22 protein-coding genes are annotated in these 25606 nt (G+C 61.5%); 13 read left to right on the plus strand and 9 right to left on the minus strand.

The window, feature by feature from the left end; genetic code table 11:
- Nucleotides 1–40 precede the first annotated feature (40 nt).
- The 4 genes from PSH86_RS24400 to PSH86_RS24415 all read right to left on the minus strand — a co-directional run bounded on the left by PSH86_RS24400 (nucleotide 41) and on the right by PSH86_RS24415 (nucleotide 5957).
- Complete coding sequence (locus tag PSH86_RS24400) at nucleotides 41–1288, minus strand: hypothetical protein (protein WP_305485449.1); 1248 nt, start codon at nucleotides 1286–1288, stop codon at nucleotides 41–43.
- 45 nt (nucleotides 1289–1333) lie between these two features.
- Nucleotides 1334–2578: a hypothetical protein gene (locus PSH86_RS24405; protein ID WP_305485451.1), complete on the minus strand. Its 1245-nt coding sequence runs from the start codon at nucleotides 2576–2578 to the stop codon at nucleotides 1334–1336.
- 233 nt (nucleotides 2579–2811) lie between these two features.
- Entirely contained in the window at nucleotides 2812–5346 is a 2535-nt protein-coding gene (locus tag PSH86_RS24410) for a CS1-pili formation C-terminal domain-containing protein (protein ID WP_305485453.1), read from the minus strand.
- Between the two features lie 125 nt (nucleotides 5347–5471).
- Nucleotides 5472–5957 carry a CS1 type fimbrial major subunit gene (locus PSH86_RS24415; protein WP_232201128.1) on the minus strand — a complete coding sequence of 162 codons (486 nt, stop codon included), beginning with the start codon at nucleotides 5955–5957 and terminating at the stop codon, nucleotides 5472–5474.
- A gap of 426 nt (nucleotides 5958–6383) precedes the next feature.
- Here PSH86_RS24415 and PSH86_RS24420 point away from each other — a divergent pair, with 426 nt between their 5' ends.
- The 4 genes from PSH86_RS24420 to purT all read left to right on the plus strand — a co-directional run bounded on the left by PSH86_RS24420 (nucleotide 6384) and on the right by purT (nucleotide 9751).
- Nucleotides 6384–6962, plus strand: coding sequence for a helix-turn-helix transcriptional regulator (locus PSH86_RS24420; RefSeq protein ID WP_116833372.1), 579 nt, complete (start codon nucleotides 6384–6386; stop codon nucleotides 6960–6962).
- Nucleotides 6959–7744, plus strand: a complete 786-nt coding sequence (locus PSH86_RS24425) for a siderophore-interacting protein (protein ID WP_163856894.1) — start codon at nucleotides 6959–6961, stop codon at nucleotides 7742–7744. Before PSH86_RS24420 ends, PSH86_RS24425 begins: the two co-directional genes overlap by 4 nt.
- 256 nt (nucleotides 7745–8000) lie before the next feature.
- On the plus strand, nucleotides 8001–8468 hold the full coding sequence (locus PSH86_RS24430; protein ID WP_134925639.1) for a preQ0 transporter: 468 nt from the start codon (nucleotides 8001–8003) through the stop codon (nucleotides 8466–8468).
- Between the two features lie 101 nt (nucleotides 8469–8569).
- Nucleotides 8570–9751: a formate-dependent phosphoribosylglycinamide formyltransferase gene (purT, locus tag PSH86_RS24435; RefSeq protein WP_063324546.1), complete on the plus strand. Its 1182-nt coding sequence runs from the start codon at nucleotides 8570–8572 to the stop codon at nucleotides 9749–9751.
- A 195-nt stretch (nucleotides 9752–9946) separates the two neighbouring features.
- Here purT and PSH86_RS24440 read toward each other — a convergent pair whose 3' ends face one another.
- Complete coding sequence (locus PSH86_RS24440; RefSeq protein ID WP_163856891.1) at nucleotides 9947–12361, minus strand: glucose/quinate/shikimate family membrane-bound PQQ-dependent dehydrogenase; 2415 nt, start codon at nucleotides 12359–12361, stop codon at nucleotides 9947–9949.
- Between the two features lie 501 nt (nucleotides 12362–12862).
- On the opposite strand from PSH86_RS24440, the gene PSH86_RS24445 reads away from it, so the two are divergent.
- Together PSH86_RS24445 and PSH86_RS24450 are read left to right on the plus strand one after the other, a co-directional pair.
- On the plus strand, nucleotides 12863–13093 hold the full coding sequence (locus PSH86_RS24445) for a VF530 family DNA-binding protein (protein WP_003205228.1): 231 nt from the start codon (nucleotides 12863–12865) through the stop codon (nucleotides 13091–13093).
- 36 nt (nucleotides 13094–13129) lie between these two features.
- On the plus strand, nucleotides 13130–13741 hold the full coding sequence (locus PSH86_RS24450; RefSeq protein ID WP_305490386.1) for a Pr6Pr family membrane protein: 612 nt from the start codon (nucleotides 13130–13132) through the stop codon (nucleotides 13739–13741).
- Between the two features lie 194 nt (nucleotides 13742–13935).
- Here PSH86_RS24450 and PSH86_RS24455 read toward each other — a convergent pair whose 3' ends face one another.
- From PSH86_RS24455 to PSH86_RS24465, 3 genes are read right to left on the minus strand one after another with little or no spacing between them, the layout of a single operon-like run.
- On the minus strand, nucleotides 13936–14145 hold the full coding sequence (locus PSH86_RS24455) for a DUF1289 domain-containing protein (RefSeq protein WP_109753729.1): 210 nt from the start codon (nucleotides 14143–14145) through the stop codon (nucleotides 13936–13938).
- Complete coding sequence (locus PSH86_RS24460) at nucleotides 14142–14666, minus strand: gamma carbonic anhydrase family protein (RefSeq protein WP_109753728.1); 525 nt, start codon at nucleotides 14664–14666, stop codon at nucleotides 14142–14144. Before PSH86_RS24460 ends, PSH86_RS24455 begins: the two co-directional genes overlap by 4 nt.
- A gap of 16 nt (nucleotides 14667–14682) precedes the next feature.
- A complete protein-coding gene (locus PSH86_RS24465; protein ID WP_109753727.1) occupies nucleotides 14683–15282 on the minus strand; it encodes a CoA pyrophosphatase in 600 nt (199 codons plus the stop codon).
- Between the two features lie 145 nt (nucleotides 15283–15427).
- Here PSH86_RS24465 and PSH86_RS24470 point away from each other — a divergent pair, with 145 nt between their 5' ends.
- The 3 genes from PSH86_RS24470 (at nucleotide 15428) to PSH86_RS24480 (ending at nucleotide 17978) form a co-directional block, all read left to right on the plus strand.
- Nucleotides 15428–15979 carry an NUDIX hydrolase gene (locus PSH86_RS24470; protein ID WP_092166299.1) on the plus strand — a complete coding sequence of 184 codons (552 nt, stop codon included), beginning with the start codon at nucleotides 15428–15430 and terminating at the stop codon, nucleotides 15977–15979.
- 46 nt (nucleotides 15980–16025) lie between these two features.
- Nucleotides 16026–16532 carry a murein L,D-transpeptidase family protein gene (locus PSH86_RS24475; RefSeq protein WP_072409000.1) on the plus strand — a complete coding sequence of 169 codons (507 nt, stop codon included), beginning with the start codon at nucleotides 16026–16028 and terminating at the stop codon, nucleotides 16530–16532.
- 372 nt (nucleotides 16533–16904) lie between these two features.
- On the plus strand, nucleotides 16905–17978 hold the full coding sequence (locus PSH86_RS24480; protein WP_305485470.1) for a hypothetical protein: 1074 nt from the start codon (nucleotides 16905–16907) through the stop codon (nucleotides 17976–17978).
- 230 nt (nucleotides 17979–18208) lie between these two features.
- Here PSH86_RS24480 and PSH86_RS24485 read toward each other — a convergent pair whose 3' ends face one another.
- Nucleotides 18209–18568 carry a DUF6124 family protein gene (locus tag PSH86_RS24485; protein WP_305485473.1) on the minus strand — a complete coding sequence of 120 codons (360 nt, stop codon included), beginning with the start codon at nucleotides 18566–18568 and terminating at the stop codon, nucleotides 18209–18211.
- A 1607-nt stretch (nucleotides 18569–20175) separates the two neighbouring features.
- Here PSH86_RS24485 and PSH86_RS24490 point away from each other — a divergent pair.
- The 4 genes from PSH86_RS24490 to ptsP are packed head-to-tail and all read left to right on the plus strand — an operon-like array spanning nucleotide 20176 to nucleotide 25592.
- Nucleotides 20176–20907 carry a GntR family transcriptional regulator gene (locus tag PSH86_RS24490; protein WP_305485476.1) on the plus strand — a complete coding sequence of 244 codons (732 nt, stop codon included), beginning with the start codon at nucleotides 20176–20178 and terminating at the stop codon, nucleotides 20905–20907.
- 17 nt (nucleotides 20908–20924) lie between these two features.
- Nucleotides 20925–22031, plus strand: coding sequence for an N-acetylglucosamine-6-phosphate deacetylase (nagA, locus tag PSH86_RS24495; protein ID WP_305485479.1), 1107 nt, complete (start codon nucleotides 20925–20927; stop codon nucleotides 22029–22031).
- Nucleotides 22012–23034, plus strand: coding sequence for an SIS domain-containing protein (locus PSH86_RS24500; RefSeq protein WP_212801408.1), 1023 nt, complete (start codon nucleotides 22012–22014; stop codon nucleotides 23032–23034). Before nagA ends, PSH86_RS24500 begins: the two co-directional genes overlap by 20 nt.
- A 44-nt stretch (nucleotides 23035–23078) precedes the next feature.
- On the plus strand, nucleotides 23079–25592 hold the full coding sequence (gene ptsP / locus PSH86_RS24505; protein WP_305485486.1) for a phosphoenolpyruvate--protein phosphotransferase: 2514 nt from the start codon (nucleotides 23079–23081) through the stop codon (nucleotides 25590–25592).
- Nucleotides 25593–25606: the final 14 nt, after the last annotated feature.

Here is a 25606-nt window from a genome sequence, read left to right on the forward strand (position 1 = left end):
TCACCATCAAATCGGCTCGGAACAGGCCGAGCCAGCCTTTCTAAACTTCCGAATCCCAAATCACCGTGACATTGCCGCTATAGGCCTTGGCGCCCGTGTCCAGCATCTGCTCGACACTGCCCTGGGCCACCTCGAAGTGCAGTGTCCCGGGCCTGCGATCGACATAAAAACCCGGCTGGAACAGCTCGGTGCCACTGCCATCGCGCAGCAGTCGGCGGCGGTTGACTGGCTGCCCGCCGGCGTCCGCCAACCCCTCGGGCAGGGTCACGCTGACGTCCACCGGCACGGCGTGGCCTGTACCGGTTTCGCTGATCGCGCAGGTGTTGCCACTGATGTGCTGGCACTCAAGACCCATCTTGAAACGCGAAGAGGCCGATATATGGAAGCGCTGGTCGCGAAACAGCCGCGTCGGTTTGCGCCCGCTGTTCAGCCAGGCTTGCCAGCCTTCCGGGGGCACCAGCTCGACGCGGTTGCCGCCGGGGGGCACTTCGACCTTGAGCGTATGTTCGACCGTCAGCTTGAGATTGAGGGTGATCACCGAATCGTTCGGGAGCATGACGTCGCCCAAGTCGAAGTCCTGCCCTGGGCCGACGCCATAGGTCAACGAACCGGTGTACAGGCCGCTCGACATTTTCAAAGGGTTAGGGGTACGCAGCTCATAAGCAAAGTCCAGGTGTCGATAAGACATGCTGGGGATGAGATAGCTGGACCGTTTGGCGCATACGCCTTCGGTCGGCGTCTTCCAGAAAAAGTTGAAGGTCAGGTTGCTATAGCTCGCCAACCCGGTGGCTCGGCAGGGCGAGGGCGCATAAAGAAAGCTGGAACCGCCCCATAACATGCCATGTGCAGCCTCGGCCCCCACACCGCCACCGACCAAGTCCACGACGCCCCCAGGAATTTGGTAGCGCGTACCGATACCGGCAATGCGCACCTGGACGATTTCAGTTTCACCCGTACCGGAATGAATCACCTGCGCCAAACGCCATTGAGCAGGCACATCGAACATCGCACCTTGCCGGGTACTTCCATGATTCGCCTGAATCGGACCGACCGACTCGGAGACGATGGGCAGTTGAATGCTGGAGAGTTTTTCCCTGTTGCAGACCGCCGGAAACAGTTGGCAATAACCCGTGACCGGCGTGGTATTGCGAAAAGTATTCTCATCGGGCTTCGACGGGTCAGGCCTGAATATAGCTGTGACATCCTGGCTCACGGCGTTGGCCGTCGATGCACAGACCCACAACATCACTGGAACCATGCCTTGCACTGCCACTGGTAACTGCTTCATCTATACCCACCCTCTAATCGGCTCGAACGGGTCAAGCCACGCCTTTTAAACTTGCGAATCCCAGATCACCGTGACGTCACCGGTATAGGTCGTGGCGCCGCCGTCGAGCATCGCTTCGACGCTGCCCCGGGCAATCTCGAAATGCAGCGCTCCCGAGCGCCGATCAACGTACAAACCTGGCTGGAAAAGCTCGGTGCCACTGCCATCGCGCAGCAGTCGGCGGCGGTTGACCGGCTGGCCGGCACCGTCCGTCAAGCCATCGGGCAGGGTCACGCTGACGTCCACCGGCACGGCATGGCCGCTGCCGGTCTCGGCGATGGCGCAGGTATTGCCGCTGATGTACTGGCATTCGAGTGCCATCTTGAAGCGGGAAGAAGCGGAGATATGGAAGCGCTGGTCGCGGAACAGTCGCGTGGGTTTGCGACCGCTGTTGAGCCAGGATTGCCAGCCCTCTTGAGGCACCAGTTCGACGCGGTTGCCACCGGGGGGGACTTCGACCTTGAGGGTGTGTTCGACAGTCAACTTGAAATTGAGGGTGAGCGCGGAATCGCTGGGCAGCATGACATCGCCCAGGTCGATGTCCCGCCCTGGCCCGGCGCTATACGTCAGCGACCCCGTGTATTGCCCGGACGACATTTTCAAAGGGTTGGGGGTGCGTAGCTCATAAGCAAAATCCAGGTAGGAAAAACTGAGCCCTGGAATCAAGAACTGGGCCTTTTTGGCGCATGAGCTTTCTACCGGCGCCTTCCAGAAAAATGTATAGATCTTCGAGCCATATGACCCTACGCCGCTGTATTGGCAGGGAGAGGCGGCATACACCCAGCTGGAACTCCATAACAACTGATGAGCCCTCAGGAGACTCACACCGCCACCCACCAGCTCGATTGCGTTATGGGAGAGCTCGTATTGCGAACCGAAACCGGACCAGCGCACTTCAACGGTTTCCGTCTCCCCCGTCTCGGCATGGGTGACCTGTAGCGCTCGCCAATTGGCAGGCACTTTAAACATCGCACCTTGCCGATAATCTGCATGCTGGGCTTGAATCGGGCCGGCCGAAGCGGCAGTCAGCGGTAACCGAATGCTGAACATCTTTGCGGCTCTGCATTCCGCCGGATATTGCGCACAGTAACCACTGGTTGGGGTGGTATTGAGAAATGCATTCTCCTGGGGTTTCGAGGCGTCTGGTCTGAATACAGCGGAGATATCCCGCTCCAAGGCATTGGCCATAGGTACACACGCAAGCAGCAACACCGAGACCACGCTGCGCACTGCAACCGAAAAGGGTTTCATTGATACAACCTCATACATCAAGACAAATCACTGCAAATAAGGGTGTAACGCTGCCTTAAGAACGTCGGAACACCCGTGGCGAGGGAGCTTGCTCCCGCTGGGGTGCGAAGCAGCCCCCTGTATCTCAGCCATCACACCGTAGGGGGACGCTCGCGCGTCCAGCGGGAGCAAGCTCCCTCGCCACAGGGTCATCGTATTTCTTGGATAAAACGGCATTAGCCAGTAAGGGGGCTTCACGAACGCTGTTTCGCCTTGTCAGACTCGGCCCCCGTGGTATCGGCCAGGGTGTCCGGCGTGCACCGCAAGTCACCGATCATCAGCACATCGCCCTCGACGCTGGCGTTGTCCGGATCGAGGCGGAACCGACAGAACAACTCGTTGCCGTAACGCACTTCCAGGGTCGGGGAAGCGGCGTTCATCTCCATGGAAAAGAACCCGTCCACTTCGCTGATACCGCGGCTGGCGTGGTTGATCACGTGGTGGCCTTTGAGCGGTTGCCCCTGCTCGTCCAGCAAGCGCCCGAGCACGGTCACGGTTTTCATCACGCTGATCTTGCGGTAGTCCACCCCGCCCTTGTTCAGGTGATAACGGGTGCGCGAAGGCTCGATGTTCGCCGCCGGTGGATGCACGCCCTCGAAGTCAAAGGTCACCAGGCTGTTCCTGTAGGCGGTGATGGGCACGAAGTTGCGGCCCGGGTGCAAGGTGGTGCTGCCGCCGGTCAGGTCGTCGGCGCGCAAAACGACGTCGTCCAGGTCGGTGTCCACGTCGACGATCATGCCCGCGCCGCGCCCCTGGGGCAGGCCGGTGAAAGCCGCTTTCTGGCCGCCTACGGCTACGGTGCTGCTCAGGTTCAGGCCGCCGGTGAGGTTGTCGTTATAGGACGAGCGCTGGACGAAGCCATCGCCATACATCGACTCGGTCATGAAGCTGGCGATGCCCGACAGGCCTACGCCGTAGGTATCGGCCAGCGCCGTGGCGGAGACGCTTTGCAACACGTGATCCTCCAGGTCGCGGCGATAGGTCAGCGACCCATTGTTGTCCCGCGTGCCCTCCCGGGATGTCCGGGTGCCGATGGTGCCCGACCAGTATTCGCCCGGCCCGCCCAAAGCCACGTTGAGGCTCAGGTCCACGCCGCGATTGCGCCGGTCGTTGGTGCTCGACGTGCCGGGGCGGTCGAACAGCGACACCCGCCAGTTGGCGTCGCTGCCACGCAGCTTGCCGCGCTGGGTCAAGCCCAGGTCCAGGCCCGTGCCTTGGACATTGCCTTCGCTGTAAGCCAAGCGTGCGTTGACGGAGGTCTTGTTGCTCAAGCGATGGTTGACCGACAGCGACGAGTTGCTGGTATGGCCGACGAACACGTTGCGCTGACGGACACGGGTGCCGTCCGGCAAGGTCTCGTAGGTATTGCGGGTGTCGAGCCAGCTGCGGTTGTGGCTGGCGACGATGCTGCCATGGCCATAGCTGTACAGGCCTTGCAGGTCCATGCCGGTGCCGTACTGCTGGGTCTGGTAGACGTTGGCGTACAGGCTGGTGCTGCTGGCGAGCGTCCAGTCGATCGAGGTGCCGACTTGCAGCTTGTCCTGCACTTGGCGCGTGGAGGCACCGAGGATCACCCGTGGGTGCAGCAGGTAGTTGACGCCGAGCCCCGCGGTGTTGAAACCCGAGGGCTGGTCTTCCCAGTTGCTCCACAGGCGGGTTTCGCGACCGGCGAACAGGTTGTAGCGCCAGCGGTCCTCGGTGCTGCTCCAATTGTTCGGTTTGTAGACCAGTTCCTGGCTGGTGGCGGTAGTTTGGCCGTCCTCGATCAGCCGCACTTCTACCTCATAGATACCGCCGGGCAAGGGCCGGGTGTCCAGGCTCTGCAAACCGGCGCTGACCGCCTGTGTGTTGATCAACAGGCCGCTGCGATAAATCTCCACCGAAGCCTGACGGCTCGCGGTGACATAAATGGGGTATACGCTGGGTTTTGGATTGTCGATCGCCAGGCTGTCGGAGCTGCCAAACATCACCCCAAGGGCGGTGTCCGGGTTGGCGCCGAACGAACGGATCTGACGATTCAAACCATCGGAACTGGGCGTGAAATAACCCAGGCGAAAGAAATGGCCTTCCAACTCGCGCTGGGTATAGAGCTCATGGACGGCGTGGTAGAGCTTGTCGTCCGGCCCGCCAAGACGCGAAAGCTGAAGGTCCAGCGACTGGCTCCAGTTGCCCAGGCTGGAACTGGCGTTGAGGCCATAGCGCCCGCCGGTATCCTGCTCCTGGCCACCGTTTAGATTGAGTTGGTTATTGAAGATCAGACCGAGGCTGCCGCCTTCCGGCTGATCGTGATAACGCTTGGTTTCGGTGGTGCGCTCGACGTCTTTAGTGAGGATCGACACCAAGGAGTTCTCGAGACTGTAATGCACGGCGAGCAGCCCCGCGGTGCAATTGGTTTCACAAGCGCCCAGCGCTTGGCCTTGCTTGAGTCGTTGCTCCCATTGCTCCCGGTCAATGGCCTTTATCGAACTGTCTTGCGTGTCGGTAAACTCCAGAAGGGTAATGCGATCATCGCGGGTCAAGACCACCATGGCTTCACCCAGGTACTGTTGGTTGAGTTCAACACGAACCGCAAGGGGAACATCGAAGAAGTGCGCTTCAAACTCCGCCGGCAGGCCCTTGGCCTGGGACAACAGGCTTCTGGGAGTGGTACCGGGGGCGGCCGGGGCGGCCAATGCGTTCGCGCACAACAACAGCGCGAGCGCACCCGCGATGGGTGTTATCGAAAACATCAACGGACTCTCTAATCAGCGAGCTATCAGGGCGTTCAGGTGCGGGCCGACCCGTTGGGGGAGAACAGGTCGGCCTGCGGCATGCCCGTGGAGGTGAGGTGAAACTCACCGGGCAACGAATGGCCTTACGGGCGAGGCACGGCGTCGAAGATGACGGTCATGTCGGCGGTGTACAGGCCGTTCTGGGTAGCCAGAGGCTTGGCCGCGACGATGGTCATGTCAGCCTGGGTGCCCGGGGTGGAGGTTGCATCGTCCACCACTTCCTGAGGCGTGGCGGTCAGGGTGACGCCGTTGAAGGCGGTGGTCAGGGCGATGGCGTCGCTACCGTTGTACAGTGCAGCCGGGCCGCCTTCGATATAAGCGTTTACCGAACCTTCGGTGTTTTTCACATCATAGGTCTGGCGCAACGAAGTCAAAGTACCGCTGACCGTGTTGTAGCTCATGGTTTCATCTTTACCGAAGTCCGGGTTGCGCGGCTGCACATGGAACTGCTGGGTCGGGATGTTCGCCGTGATGTGGATGGACGAGCGTGCATCGTCGGCAGCGAAGGCCAGCGAAGAACTCACGGCAGCGACGGCCAGAGCAGTAACGGATACAAGTTGTTTGAGCATGTTGTTAACACCTGTTCTTAGCAATAAAGAGAAATGATTGAAATTGCAGACCAACAGCAACTTGGCCTGTCCCTCCAACGCCGAGCATGATCGGCGCTCTTTAACTAAAAAAAAGCAGGCAATTTCCTATAGGCTTGTAGTAAAGCCAGCACGCAGAAGAGCGAAAAATACCCCGATATCGATAAAACTTAAGTTCAGCTGTCAGAAACAGCCCACATTTTAAGCTGACACGCTTTTAATCATTACAAATGTATGCAACCACACCTCGCATACATTGAGTATTCATGTAAGGTCTTTCCCTGAACCCAAATAACCCGCCGCGAAATAAAGATATATCTTAGTTTGCAAAAAACCATCAAGTCAAAAGATATATCTTTTATTCAAGATATATCTGAGTGCTATCTATATGCAGAACGGAGACAGCATATGAACGCCCTTTATTCTCATTCCGATTCTTCCTCCAAACGTGAATATGACGGTTTCGAACGACGCCCTACAGGCTCGCGTGGCAGCCGGGCCCCCCGGGTCTTCGCCCCCGGTGATTTGAAGGTGTTGCTGCTGGCGCTGATTGCCGAACAACCGTGCCACGGCTATGACCTGATCCGCCGGATCGAGAACATGTTCGACGGCGCCTACAGCCCCAGCCCCGGGGTGATCTATCCGACCCTGACCTTCCTGGAAATGAACGCAATGATCAGTTGCGGCCTCGAAGACGGAAAAAAGTGCTACAGCGTGACCGATGCCGGACGTCTATCCCTTGAGGACCAGGCCGAAACGCTGGATGAGGTGCGTACACGCATTGAAATCAGCAAGCGCACATTGCGCGGCCACAATCGTCCCCCGGAAATCCATGAAGCGGTGTATAACCTGCGCCATGCGCTGCAAAAGCACCATGGCCACTGGAGCCCGGAAGAAATCCAGCGGGTGCGCGATCTGCTCGACGCCACCGCCAAAGCCATCACCGACGGCCCTGACCGTCCACCTGTCTCGGAGTCAAGCCAATGACCGAAGTCGATCCAAACACCATTCACCGCGTCACCCACGAGATCAAACGCCGTCGCTTGCAAGTGTTGCGGGTACAGGACCTGACCCCACGCATGCGCCGCATCACCGTCGGCGGGCCGGAACTGGCCGGTTTTGTCAGCCTGGGCACGGACGATCACGTGAAGTTGATGTTCCCGCAGAACGCCGAGGAACACGCCGCCCTGGAAAACTTCAACCCCGGCGCAGGTAAAGCCCAGGGCCCGATGCCCGAGATGCGCGACTACACCCCGCGCCGCTACGACCTGGACACCCTGGAGCTGGACATCGATTTCGTGCTCCACGGCGACGGCCCTGCCGCGACCTGGGCGGCCCAGGCGGCGCCCGGGCAATACCTCAATATCGGCGGGCCACGGGGCTCGATGATCGTGCCGGACATCTTCGACAGCTATCTGCTGATCGGCGACGAAACCGCCCTGCCCGCCATCGCCCGCCGCCTCGAAGGCCTGGCGCCCAACCGGCGCGCGCTGGTAGTCGTGGAAGTGGAAAACGGCGCCGAACAGCAGATCCTCCAGAGCCCGGCGCAAGTGCATGTGATCTGGGTACTGCGCGAAGGTCGCCGGGACAGCCTGTTGACCACCGTGCAGCAATTGGAAATGCCCAGTGGCAAGCTGTACGCCTGGGTCGCGACCGAGAGCAAGGTATCGCGGCAGATTCGCAAGGTGTTGTTGGAGGAGAAAGGCTTGGACCAGGACTTTGTGAAAGCGGTGGGGTATTGGAAGCTGGAGGGCAGTGAGGAGGATTGAGGGATGGCTTATGGCTGAAGTACCCTTCATCCACTGACACCGTCAACCTCCTGTGGCGAGGGGATTTATCCCCGCTGGGCTGCGCAGCAGTCCTAAAACCAGGCAACTCGGTGGATCAGAAAGATTGGGGTGACTGTTCTGGGGGCCGCTGCGCAGCCCAGCGGGGATAAATCCCCTCGCCACAGATACATCCCCTCACCACAGGGAGTATCGCTGTCCTTTAATACCTTATCCGTCATCACCAGGTACCCGCCCCATGCTTTACCTGCTCGCCTACATCGCCAGCGTCGTGCTGATCAACTTCGCGTTCTCTGCCGCACCGCACCTGGACATCATCTGGTCGGCCTGGGGCGGGCTGGTGTTTATCCTGCGGGACATGGTGCAGACCCGTTTCGGCCATGGCGCCATCGTGGCGATGCTGGTGGCGCTGGTGTTGTCCTATGTCACCTCGGACCCGACCATCGCCCTGGCCAGCGCCACCGCGTTTGCGGTGTCCGAGTGCATCGACTGGCTGGTGTTCACCATTACCAAGCGTCCGCTGCATGATCGACTGTGGATCAGTTCGGCCCTGAGTATCCCCCTGGACACCTTTATCTTCTTCGGCCTGATCGACGCCCTGACACCGCCCGTGGTGATCACCGCCCTGGCCTCGAAATTCGCCGGAGTCACGGTCGTCTGGTTGATCATGGCCTGGCGTTTACGCAAGCAAACCGTCGCCGGCTGAAGCCAAACCCCGCGGTTCATGTAAAATGCCGCGCTTTCTCCCATGGGAAGCTCGCCCGGCGCGCAACCCGCGATGATCCGCTCCTGTTTGAGGACCTTCAGATGACCCGTATCGGAACCCCATTGTCGCCCACCGCGACCCGCGTTTTGTTGTGTGGCAGCGGTGAGCTGGGCAAGGAAGTGGTAATCGAACTGCAGCGCCTGGGCGTCGAGGTGATTGCCGTGGATCGCTACGCCAACGCGCCGGCCATGCAAGTGGCCCACCGCAGCCATGTGATCAACATGCTCGACGGCGCTGCCCTGCGCGCGGTCATCGAGGCCGAGAAGCCGCATTTCATCGTGCCGGAAATCGAAGCCATCGCCACCGCCACCCTGGTGGAACTGGAAGCCGAAGGCTTCACCGTGATCCCTACCGCCCGCGCCGCGCAACTGACCATGAACCGCGAAGGCATCCGGCGCCTGGCCGCCGAAGAGTTGGGCCTGCCGACCTCGCCATACTTCTTCGCCGATACCGTGGAAGACTACCGCAAGGCCGTGGAAACCCTGGGTTTCCCCTGCGTGGTCAAGCCGGTGATGAGTTCCTCGGGCAAGGGCCAGAGCCTGCTGCGCAGTGCCGATGACGTGCAGAAAGCCTGGGACTACGCCCAGGAAGGCGGCCGTGCCGGCAAGGGTCGGGTGATCATCGAAGGTTTCATCGATTTCGATTATGAAATCACCTTGCTCACCGTGCGCCACGTCGGCGGCACCACCTTCTGCGCACCGGTCGGCCACCGTCAGGAAAAGGGCGACTATCAGGAATCCTGGCAACCCCAGGCCATGAGCCCGGTGGCCCTGGCCGAATCCGAGCGCGTGGCCAAGGCAGTGACCGAGGCCCTGGGTGGTCGCGGTCTGTTTGGCGTCGAGCTGTTCATCAAGGGTGACCAGGTGTGGTTCAGCGAAGTCTCGCCGCGCCCCCACGACACCGGCCTGGTGACGCTGATTTCCCAGGACCTGTCGCAGTTCGCCCTGCACGCCCGCGCGATCCTCGGCTTGCCGATCCCATTGATCCGCCAGTTCGGCCCCTCGGCGTCGGCGGTGATCCTGGTGGAAGGCCAGTCGACCCAGACCGCTTTCGCCAACCTCGGCGCCGCCCTGAGCGAACCGGACACCGCCCTGCGCCTGTTCGGCAAACCGGAAGTCAACGGCCAGCGCCGCCTGGGCGTAGCCCTGGCCCGCGACGAATCCATCGAAGCCGCCCGCGCCAAGGCGACCCGGGCTTCCCAGGCGGTGAAGATCGAGTTGTAAGCAGTATCGTTTGCCTCATGGTGATCTGTGGGAGCAAGACTTGCCCGCGATGAACGATAACGCGGTCCACCTGAAGACCAGGGCGCCAGCATCGCGAGCAAGCTTTGCTCCCACAGTTAACTTGGGATGACATCGGGCTAAAGAAAAAGGCGACACCCGCAAAGGTGTCGCCTTTTTCATGAGCGCCGGTTGTGCTTAATCCGGCAGCTTGTAGGCGATCACATAGTCGCCCTGCTTGGTGCCCAGGGAACCATGACCACCGGCAACAACCAGCACGTACTGCTTGCCGTCCTTGCCGGTATAGGTCATCGGCGTGGTCTGGGCGCCGGCGGGCAGGCGGCCTTCCCACAGTTGCTTGCCGTTTTTCACGTCATAGGCACGCAGGTACTGGTCGAGGGTACCGCTCAGGAACGCCAGGCCACTGGCGGTGGTAAAGGTGCCGCCCAGGCTCGGTACGCCCATGCTCAGCGGGATCGGTACCGGCGAGCTGTCACGCACGGTGCCGTTCTTGTGCTTCCACAGGGTCTTGTTGTTGGTCAGGTCCACTGCCGCGACATAACCCCACGCAGGCGCCTGGCAAGGCAGGCCCATTGGCGAGAGCAGCGCTTCGAGGATCACGCCATACGGTGCGCCCTTGTTCGGCTGCACGCCTTCGGTTTCGCTCTTGCGACCCGGGCCGCCAGCCACTTCGGCCGCCGGTACCAGTTTCGACTTGAACGCCATGTAGCTCGGGTTGACGAAGGCGATCTGCCGCACTGGGTCAACCGAAATGCCGCCCCAGTCGAACACGCCGAAGTTGCCCGGGTAGACGATCGAGCCTTGCAGCGACGGTGGGGTGAACATGCCGTCATAACGCAGCGACTTGAAGTCGATCCGGCACAGCATCTGGTCGAACGGGGTCACGCCCCACATGTCCCGCTCCTTGAGGACCGGCGGCACGAAGTTCAGGTCGGACATCGGTTGGGTCGGCGAAGTGTGGTCGCCTTCCACCGCGCCTTGCGGCACCGGGATTTCCTTGATCGGGATGATCGGCTGGCCGTTGCTGCGGTCGAGCACGTAGAGGCTGCCTTGCTTGGTGGAAGCCAACACAGCCGGCTTCACGCCGTCGGCGGTCTTCATGTCCATCAGGGTCGGTTGACCGCCGACGTCCATGTCCCACAGGTCGTGGTGGGTGAACTGGAAGTACCAGCGCACCTTGCCGGTGGCGATGTCCAGGGCGGTCAGGCCGGCGGAATATTTTTCCGACTCAGGCGTGCGATTGCCACCGAACTGGTCGGGAGTCTGGTTGCCCATCGGCAGGTAGAGCATGCCGAGTTTTTCATCGACGCTGAACATGGACCACATGTTCGGCGAGTTGCGGGTGTAGGTCTTGCCCTCGGCAATCGGCGTGGTGTCGTCCGGGTTGCCGCTGTCCCAGTTCCACACCAGCTTGCCGGTGTGGACGTCGTAGGCGCGGATCACACCGCTTGGCTCGTCGGTGGAGACGTTATCGGTGACGTGACCGCCGATCACTACCAGGTTCTGGGTCACCGCCGGTGGCGAGGTGGAGTAGTAACCGCCGGCCGTGAAGCCGCCGATGTTGGCGGTCAGGTCGACCTGGCCTTTGTCGCCGAAGTCTTCACACATCTTGCCGGTGTCGGCGTTCAGGGCGATCAGACGGGTGTCGGCGGTCGGCAGGAAGATCCGCCGCGGGCACGAGGTGCTGGCCGGCGTGGCGCTGGCGGTGCCGGTGGGGCTCTGTTCGGCCGAGGCGTACACCGCGTCATCGTGATAGGTCACGCCACGGCAGGTCATATGGGCCCAGCCCTTGAAGTTTTCCGCTTTTTGGGTGGAAAGCTTCGGATCGAAACGCCAGATTTCCTTGCCGGTTTCCGGCTCCAGGGCAATCACCTGGCTGTGGGGCGTGCACACGTAGAGCATGCCGTTGACCTTCAGCGGGGTGTTTTCCGCGGTGGTCTCGCCCGGGTCGTTCGGCCCCGGCAGGTCGCCGGTGCGATAGGTCCAGGCCGGCACCAGTTTGCTGACGTTCTCGGGGGTGATCTGCGCCAGCGGCGAATAACGGTCGCCATGGGCGCTACGGCCGTAGGAGTTCCAGTCGCCATCGGGCATGGCCGGGGCGGTGTTGGTCATGCCCGGCACGCTGTCGCGGTCCAGTTGGCCCTTGATCTCGCCCGGGTTGGTGAACTGGCTGGCCAGTGCGGCGATACCGGCGATGACCACGGCGGCGCCCAATGCGCGGGTTCCCGTGGCCGGGGCATCAGCGCTCAACAGCGGGCGACGGAACCATGGCAGCAACATGACGATGCCCAGGGCGAACAACAGCGCCAGGCGCGGCACCAGTTGCCACCAATCCAGGCCCACTTCCCACAACGCCCACACGGTGCTGGCGAACAATACCAGCGCGTACAGGCCCAGGGCCGCGCGACGGGCCATGATCAGCAGTACGCCGGTCAGCGCCAGGCCGATACCGGCCAGCAGGTAATACCACGAGCCGCCAAGCGTGCTCAGCTTGACTCCCCCGGCCAACAGGGCCAGGCCCATCAATAGAAGCAGAATGCCGAGCAGGCTCGGTAGCAGACGGCTTCGACTCAAAGCACCCTCAGTGCTCATAGTGTGATTCTCCGTGACGTTTTAAGGAGTCCCGCGCAAGTAGTCACTGTAGATGACGATCTTGAGGGGGCATGGTTCAGTCAAAGGTATTCGGTTATTGCAAATCCCTGTGGGAGCGAGCCTGCTCGCGATTGCGGTCTGGCAGTCGACATCGTGGCTGGATGTGAAATCGCAATCGCGAGCAGGCTCGCTCCCACAGGTCTCGCCGGTAAAGACAGCGCTGTCTTTCAGAGCCTGGACATCAGGTATAAAAAATCTTTGATCTTCCAGCAGGAGCCGGACGCAGAGGCTTCACCCAACAGCGCAGAAGCGTTTCAGCAGGCGGCGCAAGGATAATGTCCTGTTATCAATAGAGAAAGGGCTTTTGTTGACATGAATCATCTCGGATTCGGTAACAGTGCGCGCCGGGCTCTGGCGGCCATGTTGAAGGCTATGCTTCCACCACAAGGGCACCTCGGCTAAGGTGCGCGGCTTTACATCTTTTGCATGCGAAGGCCTTCCATGACCGAACCCAACAACAACCCGCTGCACGGCGTGACGCTGGAGCAGATCCTCAACGCCCTCGTGCAGCATTACGAATGGTCGGGCCTGGCTGAACGCATCGACATCCGCTGTTTCAAGAGCGACCCGAGCATCAAGTCGAGCCTGACCTTCCTGCGCAAGACGCCGTGGGCGCGGGAGAAGGTCGAGCGCCTGTACATCAAGTTGATGCGTACCAAGCGGCCGGTCTGAACCGTGGATATCGATCTGCGTCGTCCCGCGCGGCTCGTGGCGGTGGCGGCAGTGCTCGGCTGGACGGGTTTGAGCATCCAGTTGTACCTGATCCTGCTCGGCCGATGGGAGCTGGACGCGAGCCTGCTGGGCGGGTTGGTGAACTTCTTCAGTTTTTTCACGGTGCTGACCAACACCTTGGTGGCAGTGGTATTGACCTGGGAACTGAACCCGCGCCAATCCCCAGCCCGTCGCTGGTTCCTGTGGCCCAGCGTGCGCAGTGGTATCGCCGCGAGCATCGCCCTGGTCAGCCTGGCCTATAACCTGCTGTTGCGGCATCTATGGCAGCCCGAAGGCTGGCAGTTCGTGGCCGACGAGTTGCTGCACGACGTGATGCCGCTGCTGTACATCGTCTATTGGTGGCTGTATGTGCCCAAAGGCACCTTGCGCCTGGGCCACATCGGGCTGTGGATGATCTATCCCTTGGTGTATTTCGCCTATGTCCTGCTGCGCGGGGATCTGTTGGCGGCCTACCCCTACCCTTTCATTGATGTGGCGAACCTGGGTTATCCACAGGTGTTCATCAATGCCGGGGGGATCTTGGCGGGGTTTGTCGGGATTGCGTTGGCGGTGGTGGGGGTGGATCGGTGGTTGGGGCGAACACATTGAAGCCTGGTGAATATGCTCTTGTGGCGAGGGGATTTATCCCCGCTGGGCTGCGCAGCAGCCCCAAAGCTGTCAACTTACTCTGCCTGACACACCGAGGCGCCGGATTTGGGGGCTGCTACGCAGCCCAGCGGGGATAAATCCCCTCGCCACAGATAAATCCTCTGCCACAAGGGGGTTATGTTCCATATCCGGCATCAGCGCCTGGCCGGCAACATCCACACCAGCCCACTGCTCTTGGCCCGCTCATGACACAACGCCAAGACACTGCGCCGTTCCTCGTTATCCATCCGGCTCCATCGGGTGATTTCCGCCACGGTGCGCTGGCAACCGGTGCAGACGTCGTCATCGTCCAGCGCGCAGACGTTCACACAGGGCGAGCGAACCGGGCGTTCGGACGGGGTCATTGTTCTTGCTCGGCGAGGTCGCGGGCGTAGCGCTGCGCGTTGTGGACATAGTGAGCCGCGCTGGCTTCGAGCATTTTCTTCTGGGCCTCGGTCAATTCCCGCACGACCTTGCCAGGCGAGCCCATCACCAGCGAGCCGTCGGGGATCTCCTTGCCCTCACCAATCAGCGAGTTGGCGCCAATGATGCAGTTCTTGCCGATCTTCGCGCCGTTGAGAATCACCGCGTTGATGCCGATAAGGCTGTAGTCGCCCACCGTACAGCCATGGAGCATGGCGTTGTGGCCGATGGTCACGCCGGTGCCGATGGTCAGCGGATAGCCCATGTCAGTGTGCATCACCGTGCCGTCCTGCACGTTGCTGTGCTTGCCGATCAGGATCAGTTCGTTGTCGCCGCGCAGGACGGCGTTGAACCAGACATTGGCGCCCTCTTCGAGGCGAACCTTGCCCACCAGCGTGGCGTTGGGCGCGACCCAGCTCTGTGGGTGGGTTTCGACACGGGCATCGCCCAGGCGGTATTTCATGAGGATCCTCGGGTCATCAGGTATTGATGTAGCTTTTGGGTGGCGTGTGCAGGTCGATATCGGCGTCATACAACAGGTTGACCAGTTCGACGATCATGATCGCTGTCAGGCCCCAGATCTTGTATTCGCCAAAACGATAGCTGGGTACGTACCAACTGCGGCCCTGGTAATCGATACGATGCGTGTGTTCGCGCGGGTCCTTGCGAAAAAACTCCAGCGGCACGCTGAACACCGCGGCGATCTCGGCATCGTTGGCCTGGTATTCGACGTAGTCCGGAATCACCCCGACATAGGGCGTGACCTTGATGCCATGCAGCGAAATCAACGGGCTGAGGGGGCCGATCACTTCCACCAGGCCGGGAGGCAGGCCGATTTCTTCCTCGGCCTCGCGCAGGGCGGTGAAGATCAGGTCGGGGTCTTCCGGGTCGCGGCGCCCGCCAGGAAAGGCCACCTCGCCGCCATGGGTCGAGAGCCCGCTGGCGCGCAGGGTCAGGACCAACTCCGGTTCATCGCTGCGGGTGATCGGCACCAGCACTGCGGCTTCAGGGAAACGTCGGTCGGCCTGCAGGTCTTGCGGGGTATGGTTGCTTACTCGATGCAGTAGCTCGTCCAGCATGAGACTTCTCGATTTATTCGCTACCTTGCATCATGCACCAATCATTCAAGCGGCCCAAGCCCCGCACCGCGTCGTGTCGCGAAACGACAACTTGCCGCACCGGCCCACGCACGCCAAGATAGGCGCAGCATTCAGGAACCCAAGCATGAAATTCTGCAGCCAGTGCGGTAACCCGGTGACCCAGCGCATACCCGAAGGCGACTCGCGCCTACGCTTCGTTTGCGACACCTGCCATACCATCCATTACCAGAACCCCAACATAGTGGCCGGCTGCGTACCGACCTGGGGCAGTAAAGTCCTGTTGTGCCGGCGCGCCATCGAGCCGCGGCGCGGTTATTGGACGCTACCGGCAGGCTTCATGGAAAACGGAGAAACCATCGAACAGGCCGCCGTGCGCGAAACCGCCGAAGAGGCCTGCGCCCGGGTGCGAAACTTGAGCATCTATACGCTGATTGACGTACCGCATATCAGCCAGGTACATGTATTCTTCCGCGCCGAACTGGTGGATGAGGATTTCGCCGCCGGGCCCGAGAGCCTGGAAGTGAAATTGTTCGAAGAAGCGGATATTCCCTGGGACGAGCTGGCTTTCCGCACGGTGGGCCGTACCCTGGAATATTTCTACGCTGACCGCCGGGCCGAGGATTACCCGGTGCGATCCGAATCGATCCCACCGCTGGCCCAGCCCGCCAACACCTGAAAATACCAATCAATATAGCCGCGACACCTCTAGGGATATCGTTTCAATGCGCTGGTTGCTTGTCCTGTTCTGCTTGTCGTTCACCGCTGTGTCCCAGGCCGCCGCCGTGGGAACCTACAACGGCAAAGTCATCGAAAAAGTGCTGGTGCTCAAGTCTGCCCATCAATTGCAATTGATCAACGACGGCAAGCCGCTCAAGACCTATCGTATTTCCCTGGGCAAGGGCGCCAAGAAAGGCCCCAAACTGATCGAAGGCGACAAGCGCACCCCCGAGGGTTTCTACTGGATCGACTGGCGCAAGACCAGCGACCGTTTCTACCTGTCGATGCACATTTCCTACCCCAACATCAGCGACGCCGCCCGCGCCCGACGCGAAGGCGTGGAGCCGGGGGGCATGATCATGATCCACGGCACGCCGGATTCGGAAGAGAACCCTGAACAGTTGTTCCATACGCTGGACTGGACCGACGGCTGCATCGCCATGCGCAACGTGGACATGCGCGAAGTCTGGAACCTGGTGCCGGATGGGACGATGATCGAAATCCGACCGTAGAACTCGACCACACATGAGTTCCCTGTGGCGAGGGGATTTATCCCCGCTGGACTGCGCAGCAGTCCCCTAAGCCAACAACTCAATCTGCCTGACACACCGAATTACCTGGCTTGAGGGCTGCTTCGCAGCCCAACGGGGATAAATCCCCTCGCCACAAAAGTCGGTGGCTATCAGCCTTTTGTTACAAGTCCAGGCACCGCAACGCAATCCCTCCCCCAGCCTTGATCTACTCTCAGAACTGATGCGGTAGGTCGAGGCTCTGCCCAGCAGCCCCCCGCAGAATCCAAAGTGAGATGTGTCACGTCGAAGCATAGGCAGTCATGACGTATGTGATTCGACAGGGCTTCACCGTTCCAGATGAGACATCAAATCATGACAACCAATAACAATTTCATACGGGCGACAGCTGTCGCGGTGGTGGTGTTGGCGGGTGTGTGGCAACCGAGCGCAGACGCGTGGGGAGCCGATGGAAAAGAGGAGCCGTGGTATACCGCCTGGCTTCAGGTTACCGCGGATTCGAGTGTGCCGATCCGCGATACCAAGCCATCGTTGCATTGGCGTACCGACATGAACACGCTCTATCGAGGGGACACGACGGATCAGGGACTCGGGGCCTTCCAGGACGGGATTTTACCCAAAGCCGTAGGCTCCCCCGTCATCGAGTGGATGTATGACTGGTGGAGCCACGGGGCTGGCGCAGGTAAATCGGTCTACAGCAGTACAACCCGCGACCAGGGGCTCGCCCAACGTTTCGCCAAGGAGTGGGTGTATGAGATCAAAGCCCCCCATGGTATCGATCAGGATGTGTCGGGAGGACCTGTCAGTGAGCAGGAAATCAGCTTTCCGGGAGGCGTCAAGCGCCAGTTCATCAAGCAAGCATGCAAGAAAGACAACCTTGCCGATTGTGAGCCGAACCCGAACTACCGCGAACCGACGGGCCATGAAAGCCCATTGGAGGTCGCGGCGGTGAACATCGATTGGAGCCGGATCACGCCCCCAGAGGGTCTGGCCTGGGTAACGAGTAAGCAATCCCTCTGGGCAGTCGGCTCTTCAATAATCAACTCCGTACAAGGGGCGGATGCACTTGCCCAAGGATTACGGGCCTGGAATTCGCAAGTACCGAACTTGAGATTGGCGAGTGATCCAGAGTCGTCCGTTTTTACCAACTCGGCCGTTGTCGCGTTTCGCGACTATACCGATGCCAAGATCTGGGCCATCGCCCAAGCGCAAAACGGCGGCTGGGTATATGAAGTCAGGCCCAACAGCGTGGCCGTGGACTTGTCAGGACGTAACACAGGCGGACGTGAAGGCGCCTTCGCGTTCATCGGTGGCATCAAAGGAGGCCTGCTGATGAACGCCCGTCGTTTCGAGAAAGGCGTGGGCGAACCGGTCGAATGCATCGGCATAGAAAAAGAGGTTTGCCGCCTCGAGAACCGCCATCAATAGTTTTCAAGCCCATGCCATCTGCCGTGCAGGGTGGCTGATGCTGTCACTTGGGGCTTGTATGTCCCCCTCGCCACAGTTTCAGTGCTCTGCCGGTTTTTTTGTATTCGTCTTTCGATTTATCGCGAGCAGGCTCGCTCCCACAGTGGATTTGTGGTGTTCACAGAACTTGTGGTCGACACCCGTCCCTTGTGGGAGCGAGCCTGCTCGCGATGAGGCCGGCACTTATTGCATCAGGTCCGAAGCTCTGCCCGATCCAAAGCCTTGTTTGCCAATAGCGCTCCCAGCTCGATCATCTGCGCCACTCCCAACGCCACATGCCGCCGAGAACCTTCCAGATCGAAGGCCAGATCGCTGAGCATCGCATTGGCCGAGGCCAGGGTTTCGCTGAGGTTGGCTAGCAGGGCTTCGGTATCGACGTTGTCCGAGACGGTGAACAATTGCGTCGAGGGTTGGGGTTCTGGTTCGCTGTCGTCGGGCTTGAGGTAATGGTCCATCGCACGGTCGGCGGCTTCTTTCAGCTTGTCGGGGGCGTAGTCGCCGTAGGGGAAGGTGGATGCGGGTTTTGGAGGGTTGGGGGTTTCTTTGATCATGTGCAGCTCCTTGTGTTGATGGAGCCACCACCATTTCGCGGTCAAACAAAAAAGTGGCAGCTGTACGCGGGTTGACCGACCGATTCACAAGGAAACCGGCACGTCCGAAGACGTCCCGCGCACAGCCGCCGCGACACGATACCTCAGACGAAAGAAAAACGCCTGAAATAGGTCCTGGTACGCTGGTGCGTCTTGTGAGTTCGGACGGTCAAATCCGGTCGCTGAATTGGCAGCGACACCCAAAGGCTAGAGCCCTCGCTTCCGAGGGACAACCTTAAAAACATGTCGGAAACTTCGGTGCGTCTGACAGACCGTCCACTTGATCAAGGATGTTTCAGACAAAATCCCAGATAGGCTTTTTTTGGTTTGAATTGGGTACATATCCATTGCTGCGGTAACGGCCACTTAGGGTTCCGCCCTGACGGCGGGTCACTTTCGAAAAGCGCGAAAGTAACCAAAGCGCTTCTGCCCCACCACTCGGTGCCTCGCTTAGGCTCGGCATGCCCGAACGCAGGCATTGCTCCGTGGGCCCGCCGCGAAGGACCATCCATGGTCCAGCGCGGCTATCCCGGCATCCATGCCGGGATGCCCACTCCACAATGCCTGCGTTCGGCCATCGTGGTTAACGGGGCGCCAAAATCTACGTCCGCCGCGAGGCGGCCTGACAGCCGACCTGGTTCTTGGTGGGACCGCGTTTCTCCTGTGGGAGCGAGCTTGCTCGCGATGAGGCCAGCAAACCCAATATCCATGTGACTGAACCGCCGCCATCGCGAGCAAGCTCGCTCCCACATTGGATTTTCAGCAGCCACAACACTCATATACGCCGCAAACACCTTGTGGGAGCGGGCTTGCTCGCGAAGAGGCCAGTACATTCAACATCCTCGTTGGCTGTTATGCCGCCTTCGCGAGCAAGCCCGCTCCCACAGGGGAATCGGAGTACGACCGGGAGAGCCAGGTCGGCAGTCAGGCCGCCTCGCGAGCAAGCTTTGCTCCCACAGATCTGACGGGTGTACGACTGGGTGCGCCAGGTCGGCTATCAGGCCGCCTCGTGGTGGGGTGGACGTTGATCTCGGCGCCCCGTTAACCACGCTGGCCGAACGCAGGTATTGCGGAGTGGGCACCTCGGCATGGATGCCGAGGTAGCCGCGCTGGGCCATGGATGGCCCTTCGCGGCGGGCCCACGGAGCAATGCCTGCGTTCGGGCATGCCGAGCCTAGGCGAGGCACCGAGTGGTGGGGCAAAAGCGTTTTGGTTACTTTTGCGCTTCTCAAAAGTGACCCGCCGTAAGGGCGGAACCCTAAGTGGCCGTTACCGCAGCAACGGATATACACACAAAACAAACCACCGCCGGTCACCACAAAAATAAATATCAAATTTCAAAACCCGCGCCCCATGCATACCACTGACCTCTAACCCCCCAGCCCAAAGCAAGTAATTTCACGCACTATCCCCACCACCCTAATACCACTTCAAACAACCCCTCTAAAAACACCCCATAAACACTCGTAACCCACCAGAACCAGCGTTGACATGGTATTCAAGTGGTATTAGCTTCAACCCCAATCACCGAGCGACAACGCCCATACAAAACCGCATCGGACAAACAAATGAACGACATCCTGGCCCTACGCCCCGACGACACCCAACCCACCCCGCTCTACCTGCAACTGGCACGCAACCTGGAAGCCGCCATCCACGCTGGCCAGTGGAAAGCCGAACAGGCGATGCCATCCGAACGCAGCTTAAGTGAGCAATTGGGCATTTCCCGAGTCACCGCCCGCAAAGCGCTGGAAGTGCTGTTCGAACAAGGCCTGATCCGCCGCAACCAGGGCTCGGGCACGTTCATTACCCCACGCCTGGAACAACCGCTGTCACGCCTCAGCGGCTTCAGCGAGATGCTGCGGCTCAAGGGCTTCGTGCCGGGTTCGCAATGGCTGGAGCGGGAAATCACCCCGCCAACCCACGAAGAACTGATCCGCCTGGGCCTGTCACCCACCGACAAGGTTGTGCGGCTCAAGCGCCTGCGCAAGGCTGACGACACGGTCATGGCCATCGAAATGAGCACCCTGCCCGCCAGCATCATCCCCAAGCCACAAGCGGTGGGCGATTCGCTCTATGAATTCCTCGACGGCATCGGCAAGCCGGTGGTGCGCGCGCTGCAACACATCCAGGCCATCAACGCCTCGGACGAATTCGCCGCCCTGGTGGGCATCGCCCCCGGCACCGCGATGTTGCTGATGACCCGGGTCGGCTACCTGGAAGACAACACCCCCATCGAAGTCACCGACACCTATTGCCGCAACGACTACTACGACTTTGTCGCAGAGCTGCGGCGTTAGACGACTAGAGAGTGCCCATGTCCGAAGACAACATCCTCACCCCCAACGGCTGGGTTCGCGGCCACCTGATCCATGAACACGGCAAGATCGTGGCCATCGATGGCCAACCCTGCGATCCGGCGAGCAATGACCTGCCCTATTTGCTGCCCGGCTTCATCGACCTGCACGTCCATGGCGGTGGCGGCATGGACATCATGCAAGGCGCCCTGGCGTTCGAAACCATCGCCCGCACCCATGTGCGTTTCGGCACGACGTCGCTGCTGGCGACCACCATGACCGCGCCCAGCGACGAGATCGCCAGCGTGCTCAAGGCCCTCGGCGAGTTTTGTGAGCAGCGCCAGCGCGGCAACGCCCGGGTTCTCGGCGTACACCTGGAAGGCCCTTACATCAACCCGGGCAAACTGGGCGCCCAACCGAATTTCGCCCACACCGCGCTGCTGGCCGAGGTGGAGAGTTACCTGGCCCTGGCATCGATCAGGGTGATCACCATTGCCCCGGAAATCGCCGGCCACGACGCCCTGATTCGTACGCTCAGCGCCCGAGGTGTGCGCATGCAGATCGGCCACACCCTGGGCAGCTACGAGGAAGGCGTCGCCGCGCTGGCCGCCGGGGCCAGCAGTTTCACCCATCTATATAACGCCATGAGCCCGCTGCACCACCGCGAACCGGGCATCGTCGGCGCGGCGCTGGCCCATGCGCAATACGCCGAGCTGATCCCGGACTTGCTGCATGTGCACCCTGGCGCCATGCGCGTGGCCCTGCGTTCGATCCCGTGCCTGTATTGCGTGACCGACTCCACCGCCGCCGCCGGCATGCCCGATGGCGAGTACAAGCTGGGCAGCCACACCGTGACCAAGTGCCTGGGCGGCGTTCGGCTGGCCGACGGCACCCTGGCCGGCAGCACCCTGACCATGGACCAGGCCTTGCGCAACCTGGTGAAGATTGGCCTGCCCATCGGCGAAGCCTCGCAACGCCTGTCCCAATTCCCTGCCGACTACCTCGGCCTGCCCGAGCGCGGACGCCTGCAACCCGGTGCCTGGGCCGACTGCGTGCGCCTGGACCGTTCCCTGACGCTGACCGACGTGATGGTCGAAGGAGAAGCCATTGACTTGCAAAATGCTTGAAGAGGCCCTGAGCTCGTTCGAAGCTGTCGAGCGTCAGTTGCAACAATTGGACCCGGCGCTGATGGAAATCGCCGGTCGCCTGCGCCGTCAACCGCCGCAAGTGGCGATGACTGTGGCGCGGGGCAGTTCCGACCACGCCGCCAGCTACTTCGCCTACCTGACCATGCAGCTATTGGGCATCCCGGTGGCCTCGCTGCCAATGTCGGTGGTGACCATGCAGCAGGCGCCGCTCAAGGTCAGCGGCCAGGTGGCCTTTGCATTTTCCCAGTCGGGACAGAGCCCGGACCTGGTCGACAGCCTGCGTCTGCTGCGCAAGCGCGGCGCCTTGAGCGTGGCCTTGGTCAATGCTGCCGACTCACCGCTGGAAGCGGCGTGTGAATTCAGCGTGCCGTTGTGCGCCGGCGTCGAAAGCAGCGTCGCCGCCACCAAGAGTTTCATCGCCACCCTCAGCGCCAGTGCGCGACTGGTAGCCCATTGGAAGGACGACGCCGAGTTGCTCGAAGCGGGCAATGCCCTGCCCGAAGGTTTGCGCGATGCCGCCCGTCAGGACTGGAACGTTGCCGTCGAAGCCCTGCGCAACTGCCAGCGGTTGATGGTGATCGGCCGGGGCGCCGGGTTCGCCATCGCCCAGGAAGCGGCGCTCAAGTTCAAGGAAACCTCGGCGATCCAGGCCGAAGCCTTCAGCAGCGCCGAAGTCCGCCACGGGCCGATGGCGCTGATCGATGCCGACTACCCGCTGCTGGTGTTCGCCCCGCGCGGTGCCGAGCAGGCCGGGGTGTTGAGCCTGGCCGCGGACATGCGCCAGCGCGGCGCCCGGGTACTGCTGGCGGCGCCTGATGACATCGCCGAACGCGACCTGACGCTGACCCGCGCCGGACACCCGGCCCTGGACCCGATTCTGGCCATCCAGAGCTTCTACGGCATGGCCGCGAGCCTGGCCGTGGCCCGAGGACTGGACCCGGACCAACCAAGGCACTTGAGCAAGGTCACCCGTACGCACTGAGCCAACGGCTTTCTTTCAATAAAAGAGTCTGATGAGAGCGCCCCATGCCCAACAATAATAAAGAGCTGATCCTCAGCGCCCCGCTCAGCGGCCCGGTGCTCACCCTCGCCAATGTCCCGGACGCGGTGTTCGCCAGCGGCGCGATGGGCGACGGAATCGCCATCGACCCGCTGAACGACACCCTCTACGCGCCCTGTGCCGGCGAAGTGATCCACGTCGCCCGCAGCCGCCACGCCGTGACCCTGCGCGCCGACAACGGCGCCGAACTGCTGCTGCACCTGGGCCTGGACACGGTCGAGCTGCAAGGCGAGGGGTTTTCCATGCTGGTCAAGGAAGGCGCGCGGGTCAGCAACGGCCAGCCGCTGCTGCGTTACGACGTAGACAAGGTGGCACTGCGCTGCAAGAGCCTGGTCAGCCTGTTGGTCATCACCAACGGCGAGCACTTCCAGGCGCGGCCTATCACCCTCAAAGGGGTGAAGGTCGGCGAGCCGCTGTTGCACGTCGTCGCCAAGACCCCGGCTGAGACGCAAGACGAAGAACAGGCCGTTGGCATCGAAGTTTTCGGTCAGGTGCGCATCGCCCATCGCGGCGGCCTGCACGCCCGCCCGGCGGCGTTGATTCGTCAGACCGCCCAGGGTTTCAAGAGCCGTTCGCAGCTGCATTTCCAAGGCAAAACGGCATCCTGCGACAGCGTGATGGGAATGATGGGCCTGGCCATTACCGAGCAGGCAGAGGTGCACGTCAGTTGCCGGGGCAGCGATGCCGAGGCGGCGTTGCACGCCCTGCTGAGCACGTTATCCACAGCCCTGGCTGAAGAAGCCCACGCCGTGGCGCCTGCGGTAAAAGCCCAGCACCGTAGCGCCGAAGCCGGCGTGCTGCATGGTGTGTGTGCGGCCCCCGGTCTGGTGGCCGGGCCGTTGGTTCGGCTCGATGGCATTCAATTGCCCGAGGACGCTGGCCGCCACAACGTCGAAGAACAACGGCAGCAGTTGAACAGTGCCTTGGGGCACGTTCGTCGCGAAATCCAGCTCACCCTGGAAAACGCCAAGGCCCGTCGCCATCGCGACGAAGAAGCGATTTTCAGCGCCCATCTGGCGCTGCTGGAAGACCCGATCTTGCTCGACGCCGCGCACCTTGCCATCGACCAGGGCAGTGCCGCGAGCCACGCCTGGAGCCGCTCCATCGACGTGCAGTGCAAGGTGCTGCAGCAACTGGGCAGCACGCTGCTGGCCGAGCGCGCCAATGATTTACGCGATCTGCACCAGCGGGTCTTGCGCGTGCTGTTGGGCGAGGCCTGGCAATTCGACGTGCCCGCGGGCGCCATCGTTGCCGCGCAGGAACTGACTCCGTCGGAGCTGCTGCAACTCTGCGCTCAAGGCGTGGCCGGTGTGTGCATGGTTGAGGGCGGGGCAACCTCCCATGTGGCGATCCTGGCCCGAGGCAAAGGCCTGCCGTGCCTGGTGGCGCTGGGCGATGCACTGCTGGTACAGACGCCGGGGCAATCGGTGGTGCTGGATGCCGACGGCGGCCGCCTCGAACTCGCGCCAACCGCCGAGCGCCTGGCCCAGGTGCAGCAAGAACAACGGCGGCGAGCGACCCAACACGCCCAACAAGAGGCCCTCGCCCACACATCGGCGCATACCCGTGACGGCGTGAATATAGAAGTGGCGGCCAATGTCGCCTCCCGTAGCGATGCGGCCCAGGCACTGGCAAGCGGTGCCGACGGGGTTGGCTTGTTGCGCACTGAATTCCTCTTCGTCGACCGTCACACCGCACCCGACGAAGAAGAGCAACGCCAGGCCTATCAAGCCGTACTCGATGCCATGGGCGACAAGCCGGTGATCATCCGCACCATCGACGTCGGCGGCGACAAGCAGTTGGATTACCTGCCGCTGCCGGCCGAAGCCAACCCGGTGCTGGGCCTGCGCGGCATTCGCCTGGCCCAGTTGCGACCGGAACTGCTCGACCAGCAATTGCGGGCCTTGCTGCAAACCCGTCCGCTGCAGCGCTGCCGAATCCTGCTGCCGATGGTGACCGAGGTCGACGAACTGCTGCACATCCGCCAGCGCCTCGATACCTTGGCCAGCGAGCTGGGCCTGAGCGAACGCCCGCAACTAGGGGTGATGATCGAAGTGCCGGCCGCCGCGTTGCTGGCCGAACAATTGGCCGAGCACGCCGACTTCCTCTCCATTGGCACCAACGACCTCTCGCAATACACCCTCGCCATGGACCGCGACCACGCCGGCCTCGCCGCCCGGGTCGATGCCTTGCATCCGGCACTGCTGCGGCTGATCGCCCAGACCTGCGCTGGCGCGGCGAAGCATGGACGCTGGGTCGGCGTGTGCGGCGCCTTGGCCTGCGATCCGTTGGCCACGCCCGTGCTGATCGGGCTGGGCGTACGCGAGCTATCGGTCAGCCCACCGCAGATCGCTGAAATCAAGGCACGCGTGCGCCAGCTCGACACCGTCAAGTGCGCTTGCCTCAGCGCCGAGCTGCTGAACCTGGGCAGTGCCGCCGCCGTGCGCCGCGCCTGTCATCAACACTGGCCCCTGGGCTGAGCCACGTCGAAGAA

Source organism: Pseudomonas sp. FP2300 (assembly GCF_030687595.1).
Classification (GTDB): Bacteria; Pseudomonadota; Gammaproteobacteria; order Pseudomonadales; family Pseudomonadaceae; genus Aquipseudomonas; species Aquipseudomonas bijieensis.